The 14,832-nt window shown below is 39.7% G+C and carries 15 protein-coding genes and 2 pseudogenes; 6 read left to right on the top strand and 11 right to left on the bottom strand.

Annotated features, from left to right (window positions below; genetic code table 11):
• Positions 1 to 39: 39 nt before the first annotated feature.
• The 4 genes from ACFQ38_RS14385 to ACFQ38_RS14400 all read right to left on the bottom strand — a co-directional run bounded on the left by ACFQ38_RS14385 (position 40) and on the right by ACFQ38_RS14400 (position 2,566).
• On the bottom strand, positions 40 to 480 hold the full coding sequence (locus tag ACFQ38_RS14385; RefSeq protein ID WP_381481768.1) for a cell wall hydrolase: 441 nt from the start codon (positions 478 to 480) through the stop codon (positions 40 to 42).
• 218 nt (positions 481 to 698) lie between these two features.
• The gene (locus ACFQ38_RS14390) at positions 699 to 1,157 is read right to left on the bottom strand and encodes a PH domain-containing protein (RefSeq protein ID WP_381481770.1); all 459 of its coding nucleotides are present in this window, start codon (positions 1,155 to 1,157) and stop codon (positions 699 to 701) included.
• A 123-nt stretch (positions 1,158 to 1,280) separates the two neighbouring features.
• Entirely contained in the window at positions 1,281 to 1,757 is a 477-nt protein-coding gene (locus tag ACFQ38_RS14395; protein WP_381481772.1) for a GNAT family N-acetyltransferase, read from the bottom strand.
• A 272-nt stretch (positions 1,758 to 2,029) separates the two neighbouring features.
• Complete coding sequence (locus ACFQ38_RS14400; RefSeq protein ID WP_381481795.1) at positions 2,030 to 2,566, bottom strand: DUF3267 domain-containing protein; 537 nt, start codon at positions 2,564 to 2,566, stop codon at positions 2,030 to 2,032.
• Positions 2,567 to 2,818: 252 nt separating this feature from the next.
• Between ACFQ38_RS14400 and ACFQ38_RS14405 the strand changes: the two genes are divergently transcribed.
• The 3 genes from ACFQ38_RS14405 (at position 2,819) to ACFQ38_RS14415 (ending at position 5,486) form a co-directional block, all read left to right on the top strand.
• Entirely contained in the window at positions 2,819 to 4,051 is a 1,233-nt protein-coding gene (locus ACFQ38_RS14405) for an MFS transporter (protein ID WP_336822744.1), read from the top strand.
• Between the two features lie 207 nt (positions 4,052 to 4,258).
• A complete protein-coding gene (locus ACFQ38_RS14410; protein WP_381481774.1) occupies positions 4,259 to 4,756 on the top strand; it encodes an RNA polymerase sigma factor in 498 nt (165 codons plus the stop codon).
• Positions 4,746 to 5,486: a hypothetical protein gene (locus tag ACFQ38_RS14415; protein WP_381481776.1), complete on the top strand. Its 741-nt coding sequence runs from the start codon at positions 4,746 to 4,748 to the stop codon at positions 5,484 to 5,486. The genes ACFQ38_RS14410 and ACFQ38_RS14415 overlap by 11 nt, the downstream gene beginning before the upstream one ends.
• Before the next feature lie 55 nt (positions 5,487 to 5,541).
• On the opposite strand, the gene ACFQ38_RS14420 is transcribed toward ACFQ38_RS14415, so the two are convergent.
• A complete protein-coding gene (locus ACFQ38_RS14420; protein ID WP_381481778.1) occupies positions 5,542 to 6,459 on the bottom strand; it encodes an AraC family transcriptional regulator in 918 nt (305 codons plus the stop codon).
• 167 nt (positions 6,460 to 6,626) lie between these two features.
• Here ACFQ38_RS14420 and ACFQ38_RS14425 point away from each other — a divergent pair, with 167 nt between their 5' ends.
• The gene (locus tag ACFQ38_RS14425) at positions 6,627 to 7,349 is read left to right on the top strand and encodes a VCBS repeat-containing protein (protein WP_381481780.1); all 723 of its coding nucleotides are present in this window, start codon (positions 6,627 to 6,629) and stop codon (positions 7,347 to 7,349) included.
• Between the two features lie 5 nt (positions 7,350 to 7,354).
• On the opposite strand, the gene ACFQ38_RS14430 is transcribed toward ACFQ38_RS14425, so the two are convergent.
• From ACFQ38_RS14430 to ACFQ38_RS14440, 3 genes and pseudogenes are all read right to left on the bottom strand, one after another.
• A complete protein-coding gene (locus ACFQ38_RS14430) occupies positions 7,355 to 7,801 on the bottom strand; it encodes a hypothetical protein (RefSeq protein ID WP_381481782.1) in 447 nt (148 codons plus the stop codon).
• 247 nt (positions 7,802 to 8,048) lie between these two features.
• A pseudogene (locus ACFQ38_RS14435) lies at positions 8,049 to 8,562 on the bottom strand (transposase); the annotation flags it as partial.
• 296 nt (positions 8,563 to 8,858) lie between these two features.
• A complete protein-coding gene (locus ACFQ38_RS14440; RefSeq protein ID WP_381481784.1) occupies positions 8,859 to 10,970 on the bottom strand; it encodes an ATP-dependent Clp protease ATP-binding subunit in 2,112 nt (703 codons plus the stop codon).
• A 184-nt stretch (positions 10,971 to 11,154) separates the two neighbouring features.
• On the opposite strand from ACFQ38_RS14440, the pseudogene ACFQ38_RS14445 reads away from it, so the two are divergent.
• A pseudogene (locus ACFQ38_RS14445) lies at positions 11,155 to 11,777 on the top strand (hypothetical protein).
• On the opposite strand, the gene ACFQ38_RS14450 reads toward ACFQ38_RS14445, so the two are convergent.
• Positions 11,761 to 12,003 (bottom strand): IclR family transcriptional regulator domain-containing protein, encoded by a 243-nt coding sequence (locus ACFQ38_RS14450; protein ID WP_456242990.1) that lies wholly within the window; start codon positions 12,001 to 12,003, stop codon positions 11,761 to 11,763. The pseudogene ACFQ38_RS14445 and the gene ACFQ38_RS14450 sit on opposite strands and share 17 nt — an antisense overlap.
• Before the next feature lie 331 nt (positions 12,004 to 12,334).
• On the opposite strand from ACFQ38_RS14450, the gene ACFQ38_RS14455 reads away from it, so the two are divergent.
• Positions 12,335 to 12,991: a Type 1 glutamine amidotransferase-like domain-containing protein gene (locus ACFQ38_RS14455; protein ID WP_336822752.1), complete on the top strand. Its 657-nt coding sequence runs from the start codon at positions 12,335 to 12,337 to the stop codon at positions 12,989 to 12,991.
• 241 nt (positions 12,992 to 13,232) lie between these two features.
• Here the strand turns inward: ACFQ38_RS14455 and ACFQ38_RS14460 are convergent, their stop codons facing one another.
• Entirely contained in the window at positions 13,233 to 13,565 is a 333-nt protein-coding gene (locus ACFQ38_RS14460) for an ABC transporter permease (RefSeq protein WP_381481788.1), read from the bottom strand.
• A complete protein-coding gene (locus tag ACFQ38_RS14465) occupies positions 13,558 to 14,322 on the bottom strand; it encodes an ATP-binding cassette domain-containing protein (protein WP_381481790.1) in 765 nt (254 codons plus the stop codon). Before ACFQ38_RS14465 ends, ACFQ38_RS14460 begins: the two co-directional genes overlap by 8 nt.
• Positions 14,323 to 14,832 lie beyond the last annotated feature (510 nt).

Consider the following 14,832-nt stretch of genomic DNA (forward strand, 5'->3'; position numbering starts at 1 on the left):
TCCAATGAACAGTGCACAGACGCCAAAATTTCAGACAACCTATCCCATATAAACACTTTCACATGTTCCTGCTGCAGGCTCATAGAAACAATGATTTTTGAATTGGCCAGTAAAAGGTTGCCCGTACCATGTCGGAGGACAAGGTGCGTATGGGTTAAAGTACCATAGGGCGTATTTCGCAGGATGTTGTCTCCAATGCTCCAAATTTTGTCTTGCTAATCTTTTTTCAGAAGACCTCGCTCTTTGATAAAATAAATTTCCCTTCTGAACAGCTTCAAAAGAATAATTTCCTCCTTGTACTTGGAAAATGACATCTTCAATTGATCTTACATCTCTAAAGTCTAAGCAATCCGCGACGGCACGGTTCACAATTACATTGCCAACATATAACATCCCCTGATTTCCTTCACCCTCGGCCTCTGCTCTCATCATCCTTGCCATTAAACCAACGTCTGCATCTCGATATTTCACTCTCGGCATTTTTCCACCCCAAATATATTGTATGAATCAAAGCCTATCCTTATCACATAAGTATGCAGACAAAGGGCTTTAAATGTATAGTTCGTATTCACCTACTACACCTCACACGGAAAACCGATCATGATACCGACTAGTAACACAGATTGTTGCGTTCTTTACCAAACGTTCAAAAGTTGACGTAATGGGGTTAGGAGGCGTACGGAAGTCATTTGGAATTTTTATTCTTGAATCTGAATGTCGGGACATTGTTTTTTAAGTTCGTTGATAAACTCTTTTCGATTACTTGGTGAAATTTTTATACTCCCCATAAATGTTGTTTTATTGAAAATTTCAATCGCATCTTTCGATGATAATATTCTATGACCTGTAAAAATTGCGGTTGTAGGTGATACCTTTGATATATTTTCGTATGGAATACGACTTTTAAACGGACCACCTTTTATTAATAAATAATCTTGATAGAAAATATACTTAACTGAAAAAAGAGTCCATAAAAGAAAACTTGTCACAATAAGAAATATTGAAGTCAGTATTATAACTGCTGGTATTATAACCTCTGCTGGTTCATTTCGAACTTCTTCAATGAAAAATGGAAAAAATGACACCAAGGCAATAATGAGTACGACTATCAACATAAAATTACCAAAAAACGCATCTACTTTTGAACGAAAAACCATTTGATAATCACACCTCCATTATAATGCCTATACGGATTATACGTTATAAAGGTTTCGATTCATTTTAATAACCTTTATTGTAATGATTTTTTCAAAAGCAGCCTCTATTTTTTCATCTCTCCCCTACAGGAACTTGCCAAAAATCTCCCCCGGCAATCCCCCGATTTCACAAACCTTCTTCGATGTAAAACCATGCTTGAGCAAGATTTTTCTTGAAGGAATATTGTTCGGGTCGATAACTGCAGTAAGCTTCTTTACGTTTGTCCGCTGTGCCAATTCGATGAGAGCGCCGGCAATGAGAGTGCCATATCCTTTGTTCCAATAGGCTGGCAGCAACATGTACCCGATCTCCGCTTCATCCGGATTGTCTTCATTTACGGTGACATGACCGAGGCCTATATAGTTACTGTCGAACACTTTGTAGGAGCCAAACAACTCGTGTCTACCGTTGCGTTCTAACAGTTTTTGATAGTTCACTTTCGCCTCGTCAATTGGAATCGCCCGTTCCGTAATTTGTGCCATGACCGATTCATCGGATACTAATCCAAAGTACTTCTCAAAGTCTTCATTTGTGTACTTCTCTAATTTCAATTTTTTCAATTTCATCATCCCCTATATCCAATCGCAACATCTTACGCTCTTACATCCTTTATTTCGTTGCTACGCCCTAAATTCCTTTATTCTCTTTAAACAATTGAATGGTCTCATTCCACACAACACATTCTCCTTCCCCGGAATCATGAGCAGAAATGCACGATCGTAACGGCTTCGTATCGCAATGTAAAGCCTTCGCATCACAACGTAGCTCTCGCGCAACGCAATGTAGCAGTCGCAACAGAATCAATTGGCGAGGCCCATTTCGATCCGCAAAGTTATGACTTTACTCGATAATATCCCCTGCAAAATATAGAGTGCTTTGGTTTTATTAAAATCAAAAACGAGTTCAGAATATCGGAGGCAGAGATGATTAAGTTGAACCAACTAATAAATAATAAGAGTGCTTTAAGATCACCTATTACAAAGAATGAAGCAATCGCCGGAATACATGTTAAACCGATAAAAGGCAAGCTCATAAAGATCCAAAATCTCTTTTTCGAAAGAACTGCATTTGTATGGAGCCAAAAATAAATTCCTCTGAACGTTAAGCTCATATCGCCTTTCTTGTTGATGACAACCATATGAAGGGCTTCGTGTGTAACGAAAGCCAACACAATGATGAGAAGAAGGGGTAAATTTGACAGGGGTTCGAAGCTTCCTTCGAAGATCCAATAGGGTACAAAGAAAAAAGCAGCCATTAATAAGTAAACAAACTTCATATAATGCTTTCGAAACCAAGTATGTTGAATGAAAGGTTTCCATTTTGACAAATCAAGCGTTGGCTGTGGTAAATGCCGAAACCACAATATCATACCGTTTCCGCCTTTCTTCTCATCTTTTTTGTGCATGTAAATCTAACTCTTTGTCAATCCATCCACTATATGCCGTCTTCAAGTCTACTCTATTATTTATTGAACATTCGAACATTGTCAACAGTATTCTTTACCTGTGCCCCACATATGTAACAAGGAATTTAACGGGCAGACCCTCAAAATATAAAATCGCAAATTTGGACAAGTTGGCAATTCTCCCTTTTCCTATAATCGAGTGGAGGGGGAAACATTATGAGGACATTCAAATGGAAAGATCCGTATGTCGTTTATTTGTTCATATGCTTTTTATCACAACTTTTTTTCACTTTTATCTTTACGGTGAACTTGCTGTACCACGTACAAGTTGTAAAGCTTGATCCGCTCCAGCTTGTGTTGGTCGGAACCGTTTTGGAGCTGACGGTATTCCTGTTTGAAATCCCGACCGGTGTAGTTGCGGACGTCAAGAGTCGAAAGCTTTCGCTCATCATCGGCTACTTTTTAATGGGAATCGGATTTATGGCGGAAGGAATATTCCCTTTGTTCGCCGCTGTCATCTTCTCGCAAATCGCTTGGGGAATCGGTTATACATTTACAAGCGGCGCCCAGCAAGCTTGGATTGCGGATGAAATCGGAGAGGAGCGGGCGTCGCTCGCGTTTATAAGAGGAGCAAAGTATGGGAAACTTGGGCAAATCATCGCAATTCCTTTGAGCATCCTGACAGGTTATTTCATGATCAACTTACCGATCATTATCGGCGGCATGTGCATGTTTGGTCTCGCCATTTACCTGCTCTTTTTCATGACGGAGAAGAATTTCAAACCGCTACAGACAGGTGAAAGAGCTACGGCGTGGAACAGCATGAAGGGGAATATGAAGAAAATCGTCGTTTATTCTAAAAGTAGCTTTGTCATGAGAATGCTGCTCTTAATTGCGTTGTTTATCGGTTTGTATAGCGAAGGATTTGATCGTTTATGGATGACGCATTTCATTGACGTATCTTCACTATCTTCCTTATCGAATGAAGAGTTAGTTTTGTTCATGGGCGGACTTCAATTCATTGTCGTCCTACTTTCATTCACAGTGCTTCACTTTATCAACCGAAGTACGATCCATTTAAACTTGAGACATATTTATATCGCTTTATTCATTGGCAGTTCACTAATTATCATTTCACTCATCGGCTTCGCGTCTTCGGCTCTTGTCACTACTTTACTCGTCTGTTATGTCATGATTGAAGTGACAAGGCAAGTCATGTACCCATTAGAGGATATTTGGCTCAATAAAATCATCCCTGATTCCTCGACACGAGCGACCTTCTTTTCGGTAAAAGGCCAAGTCGATGCGATCGGTCAAATTGGCGGTGGTCCAATCATTGGCGTGATTGCATCACGATTCGCGGTGAAAACCGCAATTATTGCAAGTGCTTGCTTCATCATGCCCGTTTTGTATCTATATACAGTCGTCTTGAAAAAAGAAAAAACGTAATCAATGGTTCTTTCAACTTTATTTGGAGACACAATTCACTTATGGATTGGTGTCTCCTTTTTTGTTTATTCAACTAAAGGGATCGATTCGTCAAAGAAGGCTTAGTAAGAATTTTGAAGAATATAGATAATACTTCAGAAAATAATTTTAAATAATAGTCACCAAATGGACTCTTCATGTGTGTTAGAAGTGAAAGGGGTTGATGGGGTGCAACAAACGGTTTGGTCGACTGAACAAGATATAGAACGAATTGTTGATACATATGGCAATATGCTTTTTCGAATATGTCTTGTCATTCTATGCAACGAGAAGGATGCAGAGGATGTCGTACAAGATACTTTTATTACTTATCTCAATAAATCACCAATTTTCAACGATGCGGAACATGAGAAAGCATGGTTCATTACTGTTGCCACGAATCGCAGCAGGAATAAGAGACGGTACAATATTATTCGTAAACATATGGATATCAGTGATTTACAACTATATTCCATGGATGATGCAAATTATGATTTACTAGACCAGATTATGAGATTGCCAACTAAATATAAGATTGTCTTGTTACTTCATTATGTCGAGGGCTATAAAGTAGGTGAAATATCAAAAATAATTACTATTACTCCATCAGCAGTAAAAAAGCGATTACAACGAGGAAGAGAACTTCTTCGTGAAACATATCGAAAGGAGAATGAATATGGATTTTGAGAAGATTAAAGATGCTGTTACTTCTATTGAAATGTCAAAAGCTATGGAAGATCGTGTAAAAGAAAAGGTCAGAAAGAGAAAATCGGTTCAAGTGAACTACAAAAGGTGGATTCCGGTAACGAGTGCATTGGCAATCCTACTGTCCATTATGATAGGCATTCCATATTTTAATAAGAATGGAGAGCTCCAAGTTGCAAATTTTACAATAACGGCTTATGCATTAAGTGATGATAGGAATCAGCTGAATACACCTATTACATCAGAAAAGGCTACTATTGAATTAGCGACAGAAGTTAGAATGGGTCTTGTTAGTATGAGTGGTGGTGGAGCTAATTTAATTTTTACAAATGTTATGCTAAAAATTGCTGGAGAACAGATCGAATCAATCACTTATACTTTAAGTGAAGGCAAGTTTGTTGAGGATGTTATATTTACATCTGAAAAGAATGCAGACAGAGAATGGTTAGAATCGGAAAAGATCAATTTCATTCGTAGTACGCCCGGTTCAGGTGTATACGAAGGTATAAAGGAAATCGGGAATACGTACACAGTTAACTATAATGAACAGGAAAAAAACAACTATACCCTTGCCATTCCTCATGACGGTAATGGAGTAATAGGTGATGACATTATTATTAATGTAAATGTAACTTATACAGATGGAAGCTCAGAACAACAAGACATTGTGGTAACGCAAGAAGCGGATTCTATTTCATTAATGCTTAAATAAATTGTGACACGAAAAAACGCTCATTAAGAGCGTTTTTTAGTTGCCGCCTATATTGTTAGTTTCGCCTTGAAACGTATGAGTCAATTCCAACTTTCTCTTTGATCGGCACATAAATTTCCATCGTGATTTTCTCATGCAACCAGTGATGGCAAAGTTCATCGTAATACTCAAAATCATACCCTTGCTCATCGACTTCGTACGATGATTGAGGCAGCCAATCCTCCAATATGAATCTCCATGTTCCTTTGATTGCCGAAACAAACTGCTCTACATCGACTGGGGGAATTTTGAAAACCGCATACGTTGCCGGTTTTATGTATAACTTCGTCAGCCCTTCGGGAAGTTGAATATCTTCACGGTCATAATCCACTGCAAATAAATAAGTAAACGTGCGGTTCATTTCCCTGTCATTCAGGTTCACGCAATACTCCCCATGCTTTTTCGGGAATAGTTTTTCATACAACATCGTTTCGATTGCCTCTTCCGGCGCGATTCGTTGATCCCAGAAAGCAGGGGCATCCCTCGTGTAAAACACATTGTCCAACTTGCTTTCATATGTTTTACCGGCAATCGTAAAGCCTTCCTTCTGTACAATTTTCGGTTGCATGACGATGCCGCCTACTTCTTTTTCGTGCAAGTTCATTAAATTTAACTTCGGTGGCAGTGAGGTCGGACAATGCAATCGGTATAAACTCGGAGGACTTCCAAAAACCCGTTTAAACGCTTTCGTAAAGCCTGAATGGGTTTCAAAACCATATTCAAGCGCAATATCAATCACTTTTTTACCGTTCACCAACTCATATAACGCATACTGCAGCTTCCGTTTCACGACATAATCCATCACCGTATAGCCGATATGCTGTTGAAAGATCCTGTAAAAGTGATAAGGAGAATATCCAGCCATCTTTGCCAAGTCCTCAGGTTTAATCTCTTCCTTAATACGGTCTTCAATTGTATCAATGACCTTTTGCAATAACTGTATCTGCTGAATCGAAAACGCCCGCCTTTATCATTTGTTATCTCAAACCATCATTCATTTACTATATCATGAAATCGTTGCCCTCTTTCCGTCCAGTAGCAATTCGCCCAATTCCCCATAATATAGATGATAACGATAGTTTTTAAGAAAAGGGGCATATGATGAATAACTCTCAATTTCGGGCTGCAGGGAATCCTATAATTGTTGCATCAGCTACTGGAGATGTAACGGGTGATCGGGTAATTGATCACGTCTATCTGACTGGCACAAAAACACCGGATAGTCCGTACATTCGAAATATCATTCTTCACGTTCAGGATGGACGAACAGGAGTAGTGACAAGTCTTCCGCTTCATAACAATGAAGGCTATAATCCGACTCTGTTCTTGGGCGATTTCACAGGCAATGGCGTAGAGGACATATTAATCGGTATGGCTACAGGCGGCAGCGGTGGAATTATTAACTATTATATTGTTTCGTTTATCGGAAACAAAGCAACCATCCTTTTTGATTCGGATGTTTATAATAACCATTTCCAATACGACGTCACTTATCAAGATCATTATAAAGTTGAAGTAATTAGCAGACCAAATAATGAGAGGTATATTATTGATATTTCCACGAGGGATCCAAGCTATTTAAATGAAATATATGATCCGAGTGGCAAGTTGAAAACGCCAATCACCGGTTTTGTCGATCCTTTAAGTGGATTGTATCCAGTGGATTTTGATTCGAATGGAGTCTATGAACTGCTAGCGTATCAAAAAATAGCCGGAAGATATCATGCGGATGGATTAGGTTATATGTTGAATACACTCGGATGGAAAAATAACGGATTTGTATTGCAGGAGCAGTATTTAGGTATATTTGGGGCGCAGATGTAATGCTTTCAAATGGGTACATCCAACATTTTTAGGATTGAATCAATTTCCCTTTTGAAGGAAAAAAAATAAGGCTTGTTTTTATCATCAAATATGAGTAAAAATGGCTTGTCACCTTCCGGAATAATAATAAACACTTCACCAATCAACGAATTGACCCATTCATTTTTCAATTGAAGAGATGGGGTTAATGGGATTCTCAGCATATAACCTTTGTCTGGAAATGGATCTAATTTTATAACAATCGTATCAATTTCTTTTATAATTTTCTTAGCTTCCAATTGTATTTTGGGATTTGCTTCGATTGTTCTGGTCTCATTTGTTTCAATATCCAGAAGTTCAACATCCACAGTGCTTTGCGCACTTACAATCGACTTGGGATGGATGGACTTACTGCAAACAAATAAGCTTGAAACAATTAAAAAACAAACAATATAAGTCCTTGTCTTTAACATCATTAAATCACCTCACACTATTATCTGCTTTTACGATGGAGCTATGCATTCGATTCGTAAAAACAGCTTGCAAGAGCACGGATTTATAGTTGTTTCAATCGCTTCTACACAAAAAAACGCCTCCCGAAAAAATTCAAGAGGCTGCTGACAAACTTACGTTTTTAATTTCGTAAGGCACTCTGAAATCTAAAAAGGCACCATTTCGTTCTTTCTTTGAACGAAATGGTGCCTTTTTCTTTAATATTTTTTACTCTGCTTCTCTCATTAAAGTTATGATTCGCTTCAAATTGACCGCAATTATCGTCATAGCCCCTTGCATCCGCATGCCAAATAGACCCGTGGATGTGGCTACATCATACCCGTGTCTATGTTTCATTTCGCTATTCTTCGCTTCAATATTATAGCGAGATTTGGCTTTCATCTTGAACTCATCACTATTTTGAAACGCTTCCTGCTCCTTGTGTTCTGTCGATTTTATGGAGATGGAATACATTTTACTCTTGGCATCCTCTTTATAACATACCTTATATTTTTCAATGTCGAAATAGTAAGTGTGCTTTTGGTTCCTTACCTTGGTTTTTCTTGCCTGTCCACGCTTTACGAATAGCCAAATGACCAGCTTTACACACATACATCCCGGCATCCTTATTGAATTCAAATTCATCTTCTTTTGCGCGGCCACCGTGTGTAATTTTGGGATTTAATTTCGAGTTCAATTGAAGCTCATTTTCTTTTGCGTAGAGGATATTATCTTTTTCCGAATTAATAAGTTAATTATACAATAAAAAGCAGCGTTCCATTCCTCGATGAAATGAATAGATCACTGTTTTTAATTTTACTTTATATCGGGTGAGTCCCGTTGATTGGAGTGTAGAGCGGCGACTCCTGTGGGATTAGCGGGACAGGTGAGACCCCACAGGAGCGAAGCGACGAGGAGGCTCACCGCCCGCCCCACGGAAAGCGTCCGCTCGGAACGCAAATCAACAGTTCTAGTATAAGCCCATTTAGGTGGACTTTTTCAGCGGCCTCAAAAATTCAGGAGGCGTTATTACTTCCATCATGCTTTACGTACAATAATCTCTTCATCCACAACATCGACATGGACTTTTTCAATCTGGTCTTCTTCCAAAATGAGATCTGTTAATGGATCTTCGATTTTGTCTTGGATGACTCTGCGAAGTGGTCGAGCCCCGAAACGTTTGTCGTAGCCGATTTTCACCAATTCGCGTTTCGCTTCATCAGAAATAGAAATCTCAATGTCATTTTCTTCAATCGCTTCTTCCAAATCAACGAGCATCAAGTCGACAATGTCGAGCAAATTGTCTTCAGTTAATTCATTGAACTGGACAATCGCATCGAAACGGTTCAAGAATTCAGGCTTGAAGTAGTTTCCAAGTGACTCCAGCATGGAGACGGATTCATGTGTCGTTTGATTGAACCCGACACTTACTTTTTTCTCCCCTGTTCCGGCGTTACTCGTCATAATGATGACGGTGTCTTTGAAGCTCACTGTTCGACCGTGTGAATCGGTCAATCGACCATCTTCCATAATTTGAAGGAACATATGTTGAACATCAGGGTGCGCCTTTTCGATTTCATCAAGCAATACAATCGAATACGGGTTGCGGCGAACTTGTTCCGTTAATTGGCCTGCTTCTTCGTGGCCCACATAGCCCGGAGGTGAGCCGATAATTTTAGAGACAGCGTGTTTCTCCATGTATTCGCTCATATCGAGACGGATTAATGTGTCACGGGAACCGAATAATTCTTCCGCCAATACTTTTGTAATTTCCGTTTTACCGACACCTGTTGGGCCGACGAATAAGAACGATCCGATTGGACGATGTTTTGACTTCAAGCCTGCGCGGCTTCGTCGGATTGCCTTTGCGATCTTTTCGACCGCTTCTTCTTGTCCAATTACTTTTTTCCGCAGGTTGTCGGATAGGTCTTTCATTTTTGCCTGTTCAGAAGCTTGCAGTTTCGTTACAGGGATGCCTGTTTTCTCTTCGACGATCGCTTCGATGTCTTCAACGGTCACTTCATACATTGAAGCCCCGCCTTGTTTCGCATTTTGTAGTTGTTGTCGCAATTGAATTTCTTCCTGGCGCAATGTTGCAGCCTTTTCATAGTCTTCCATTTCTGCAGCCTGTTCTTTTTGTTGAACGATTTGTTCCAATCTCTTGCCGATTGAATCCGCATCTGCTGAAGACTGTTTCAAATTCAAACGTGCTCCCACTTCATCCATCAAATCAATTGCCTTATCCGGCAAAAACCGGTCTTGGATGTAGCGCTGTGACAATGTGACGAATGCCCGGATCGCTTCATCCGAATAACGTACTTCATGGAAAGCTTCGTAACGGTCTTTAATGCCGTGTAAGATGGTGATCGCGTCCTCCGCAGAAGGCTCTTTGACAATGATCGGCTGGAATCGGCGTTCGAGTGCAGCGTCTTTCTCGATTTGACGGTACTCTTTTAACGTCGTTGCACCGATCAGTTGCATGCTGCCACGTGCCAATGCTGGTTTCAACATATTTCCGGCATCCATTTTGGAGCCTTCCGCCGAACCTGCACCAACGAGAAGGTGAATTTCATCGATGAACACGATAACCTCTTTCCGGTTTTCGATTTCTTCAATTAACTGCTTCATGCGCTCTTCAAATTGACCGCGAATGCCGGTGTTCGTAACGAGTGAAGCGACGTCCAATACATAAACTTGTTTGTTCAATAGTTTTGCAGGGACATCGCCTTCATGGATTTTCAAAGCTAATCCTTCTGCAATTGCTGTTTTACCGACACCTGGTTCCCCGATGAGTACCGGGTTGTTTTTGTTTCTTCTATTTAATGTTTCAATAACGCGTTTCACTTCTTGATCGCGGCCGATGACTGGGTCAATTCGCCCTTCCTTGGCGTCATTCGAAAGATTTTTGCCAAGTTGGTCTAACAAGCCGTTTCCTTGATTTCCATCAACTTCTCTAACTTGTGTATATGCTTGAGGATTGCCGTTCGCTTGGAAAAATTGATTGGCATCATTGCCAAATGACGGCATCTTCATTTGACCTTGAATCTCTTGAAAACAAGTATGGCACAAATTCATTTGCAACCGTTGATGATTCATTTGAAGCCGTAAGCTCATTGTCGCTTCGTTTATACCGCAATGTTGACATTTCATAAAGCATTTCCTCCTTATCGTATTAATCATTTATGTTATTTGACATTGACTATCTTTGACTTATGACTTTATTATACTCTGACCTTTTTTGACTTTCAAGTTTTTTGATTGATGCACACTTCGTCATACTGTCCAAGCCCTTTTATTTCTACTCCATATGCTGTTTGAGAAAGTAGGTGATAAAATGAATCGCGATGGATATAACGAGTTACGTATAAATCACACAAGTCTACAATCAGCACATCAAGAGTGTATCGATCGCGCCTATCGTATCCCGGTCTCCCTAAGTACGACAACTCACTTAAATGACAACCTACAAAAATTTATAGATCGTTTAATTGAAGAGATCGAGGATGCTCTGCTCTTTCTGCGTACACTACCGTTAAGTGAAAGTTACCCCGAAGCCATCTTAACTGATATTCGCCGATTAGTTTCATCGAGCTTTGGCATGTTGGCGCTAAACCTTCGTCGCTTCAAAGTTCGTACGATCGAGACGAATACAGGTCCCCCTGCAACATTTACGCCAGTCTGGCAAGGGTCGGTCTATTCACAAGTCGAACCTTCCATGGCTTATCAATTTGGACTCCCCCTTTTATTAGTAAGAGAAGAAGATACCGACGCAAATAACGGTATTTGGGCAGGAGGCATTGCCCCACTTAATCGATTCATCGTATGCATTCCGAAACGCAAACGGTTGAGCAATTCTTTGAAACACCAGAATGGAGATCAGCGTTCGCCAATTGGTGCGCACACGTGAGAAATGCGTTCTATATTCAAACAGAGCCAGATTTCAAATATAAATGCTAATGGTGCCTTCCGGAATTAGCCGTTGCAGCAAGGCATCCGTATTATGAGGAGGCGCATCTGCTATCATCGTTTTATTAGCGGCCCCGATGTTCATCGGTATGCGTTCATCAATAAGATCAATGATGCGTACATTCCGCGGACTATCAATTCGGTCTATGAGACTAGAGACATCATCGTTCGGTGTATTAAGGTATACGGTTTCTTCTACTTCTTTTGCCAATTTCAGTGTATACGGATACTGAACCTACAGATGGATGGGTCTATACAAATGAAACGATTGAGGAGATAATAAATAAGCAAATGGTGCCTAATTCTAACCGGTTTTTATTTGTGCCATATTTTTTAATGTATACAGAAGTGACAAGGAACGATGGAAGTGTCACCAATAGATAAAACAACTTCGTAAGAATTACTATTTCAATTAGCAGCGTAATCCTTACAGAACTTGGGAGTGCATTGTGAGTAATAAAATGAAAGTATTTGATTGGTGACAAGAAGACAGAATGTGTAACGCAAGGAATAAATATTATTTATCCACTTTACTACAGGGGGTACTTATGAAAACTCACTATTATTTAGGTTGGTTTAATAATTTTTTCCCAGAGAATTTGGCTAGGGTGTTACAGGAGGATATAGCTGATAGAAAATCGCTTGTTATGATTAGCTCAAATCCGTCTGTTTTTGAAGATGATGGTGCTACTGAACGCTCATGGCTCGATCAGGCTGGCATTACGTTTGATGAATATCATTTAATTAATTACCGCGTACAGAAGGAAGATGCCCAAACGATACTTCAAAACGCTTCCGGCATTTTCTTGTTGGGTGGCAGTATTCTTAATCTAAATCGTTTTTTGAAGGAATATGAATTATCGGATTCAATAAAAAAAAGCAGCGCTGTTGTGATGGGAGCAAGCGCTGGTGCAATCAACATGTCTGCGAAATGGTTATGCTCGAAAAACTTTGGAGATGACGTTGAAATGAGCTCTGTTTACGACGGAATCGGTCTTGACAATTTTTCCGTCCTGTCTCATTTTGATCTTGAAAATAATATGGACCTTGTTCAACGCGAACTATCTCCCCTATCGGAAGAAATAAATATTTATGCGTCGAACAAAGATTGCGCTGTACGTGTAAAAGGAGATAAAATCGACATTCTTGGAAATGTTTATTTAATTTCCAACTCAAAGATTCAGAAATTGGATGAGACGCTCTAGTTGTATTGAATGGCTGTTAGCTTAATTGAATTAACTCCTAAATACAAAGTCTCTATTTTACATTTAGCAAAGAGGCTGAACTAGGTTTGAAGAGGTTTCCCCCTAGTTTCTACATTTGTATCTGTTGGTATGCTCTGTAAGATCGAATTGTGGAAATTAATATGGTGAAGAAAAGAATCGTGAAAAAGCCAATAATCAGCAAGTATCCTGGTAGAAATACACAAAACAGCATTGCTATGCCTCACCGCAATTTCGATAAATAATAATGCGTGCGGCTCCGACCTATGGACAACGTATTCCGTATCGTGCCATATTGAAATTCTTCGCCGATAAAAAAACTAATAAAAGCGCCGATGACGAGTAAAATCGTCAATCCGTTTTTATCAATCATTAAAATTCCGGTAGCGCCATTGATAACGATATCTTTTGCTTGGACGAGCTCATTCCCGTATTTTACGTTAATCATACTATTGGCGACTTGCAGGATAGGAAGCAGAAATAAACTACTTAAACTAATCCATATTTTTTTACTGTGGAATAATTTGATGTTTTCAGCTGCTAACAAATTAAGCATGTGGGTTCCCTCCCGTTAATTGCAAGAAATAATCTTCTAACTTTTGTCTGGATGTGCCAATCCGTAATACGTTTACATCCGACAGCACCAAATTGCGATTGATTAATGCCACATCATCTAACCGTTCATAAATATTGATTTCAGTTCCCGTAATCACTTCATAATCTTGAATGCCTAACCGATCGAGTATGACGACTGCTTGCTCAGCTTCAGTCGTTTCGAGTTCAATGAATTGGCGAGTTTCACGCGCCAACTCTTCCCTTGAAAGCTCATTTATAATTTTCCCATCATGTAAAATGCCGTAATGTGTCGCAATTTGTGAAAGTTCATCCAGCAAGTGACTTGACAGTAAGACCGTAATCCCGCGCTCTGTCACAAGCCGTTGTATAATTTCCCGCATTTCAACTATACCGGAAGGATCCAGTCCGTTTGTCGGCTCATCTAAAATTAAGAGCTCAGGGTTTGTAATCAGTGTCGAAGCAATCGCTAACCGTTGACGCATTCCTAATGAGAAGTTCTTCACTTTCTTCTTGCCTGTATGACTCAAGTTCATTAAACGAAGCAACTCATCGATCTCCCATTCACCGACACCCCCGTTTGCCGCTTGGACACGCAAGTTCTGGCGGGCGTTCAATTCTGGATAAAGTGCTGGTGTCTCAATGGACTGCCCTATTTTTCTTCTTGCATGCTGCAGTCCTTTCATGCCGGTCTCTCCAAACAACTCGATAGCTCCCCCATCAATCATGATCAATCCCATAATCGTAGAACTATCTCTTAATAAACAAAAAGAAGCCTACCATGGGATTTTTATATGAAAAATATTAATAAAGTTAGTTTTACCTATGTTTTTCATATAATAGCTAAGAGGATGGTTTACATCCGAGGAGGACCTTTGTTGAGAATCGTTAAAAATCGCCCCTACTTGTTGAGCAAACCGACATAAAAAAGAATGCTTATTATTTTTTATAATAAACATCCTTTTCACTCGATTAATACTTTTTAGGAAAGATCAAACAGCTCGGTTCATTTTATATCGCACGTTCTGCAAAGTATTTGGCGAAGATTCGGCCTTTCTTTATGGTGTTCAGTTTTAAAAGGAAACTCGATAAATCAATTATCTTCTCGCTAAAAAAAGCTAATTAATGGATACATATTTATAATAAAGGTTCTAAATCAAATGTTGGGGTGATGTGATTTGCACGTCACCCTTTTACTTAGGTACCGCTGAGTAATGTTGATTTGCGCTACAGGGCGGACGCTTTCCGCC

The organism is Sporosarcina contaminans (assembly GCF_042679045.1).
Lineage (GTDB): Bacteria > Bacillota > Bacilli > Bacillales_A > Planococcaceae > Sporosarcina > Sporosarcina contaminans.

Excerpts from the sequence above, each read along its gene's own strand:
- ACFQ38_RS14385 (WP_381481768.1), bottom strand. The coding sequence starts at position 480 with ATGCCGAGAGTGAAATATCGAGATGCAGACGTTGGTTTAATGGCAAGG.
- ACFQ38_RS14390 (WP_381481770.1), bottom strand. The coding sequence starts at position 1,157 with ATGGTTTTTCGTTCAAAAGTAGATGCGTTTTTTGGTAATTTTATGTTG.
- ACFQ38_RS14400 (WP_381481795.1), bottom strand. The coding sequence starts at position 2,566 with ATGATATTGTGGTTTCGGCATTTACCACAGCCAACGCTTGATTTGTCA.
- ACFQ38_RS14405 (WP_336822744.1), top strand. The coding sequence starts at position 2,819 with ATGAGGACATTCAAATGGAAAGATCCGTATGTCGTTTATTTGTTCATA.
- ACFQ38_RS14415 (WP_381481776.1), top strand. The coding sequence starts at position 4,746 with ATGGATTTTGAGAAGATTAAAGATGCTGTTACTTCTATTGAAATGTCA.
- ACFQ38_RS14425 (WP_381481780.1), top strand. The coding sequence starts at position 6,627 with ATGAATAACTCTCAATTTCGGGCTGCAGGGAATCCTATAATTGTTGCA.
- ACFQ38_RS14430 (WP_381481782.1), bottom strand. The coding sequence starts at position 7,801 with ATGTTAAAGACAAGGACTTATATTGTTTGTTTTTTAATTGTTTCAAGC.
- ACFQ38_RS14440 (WP_381481784.1), bottom strand. The coding sequence starts at position 10,970 with ATGAAATGTCAACATTGCGGTATAAACGAAGCGACAATGAGCTTACGG.
- ACFQ38_RS14455 (WP_336822752.1), top strand. The coding sequence starts at position 12,335 with ATGAAAACTCACTATTATTTAGGTTGGTTTAATAATTTTTTCCCAGAG.
- ACFQ38_RS14460 (WP_381481788.1), bottom strand. The coding sequence starts at position 13,565 with ATGCTTAATTTGTTAGCAGCTGAAAACATCAAATTATTCCACAGTAAA.
- ACFQ38_RS14465 (WP_381481790.1), bottom strand. The coding sequence starts at position 14,322 with ATGGGATTGATCATGATTGATGGGGGAGCTATCGAGTTGTTTGGAGAG.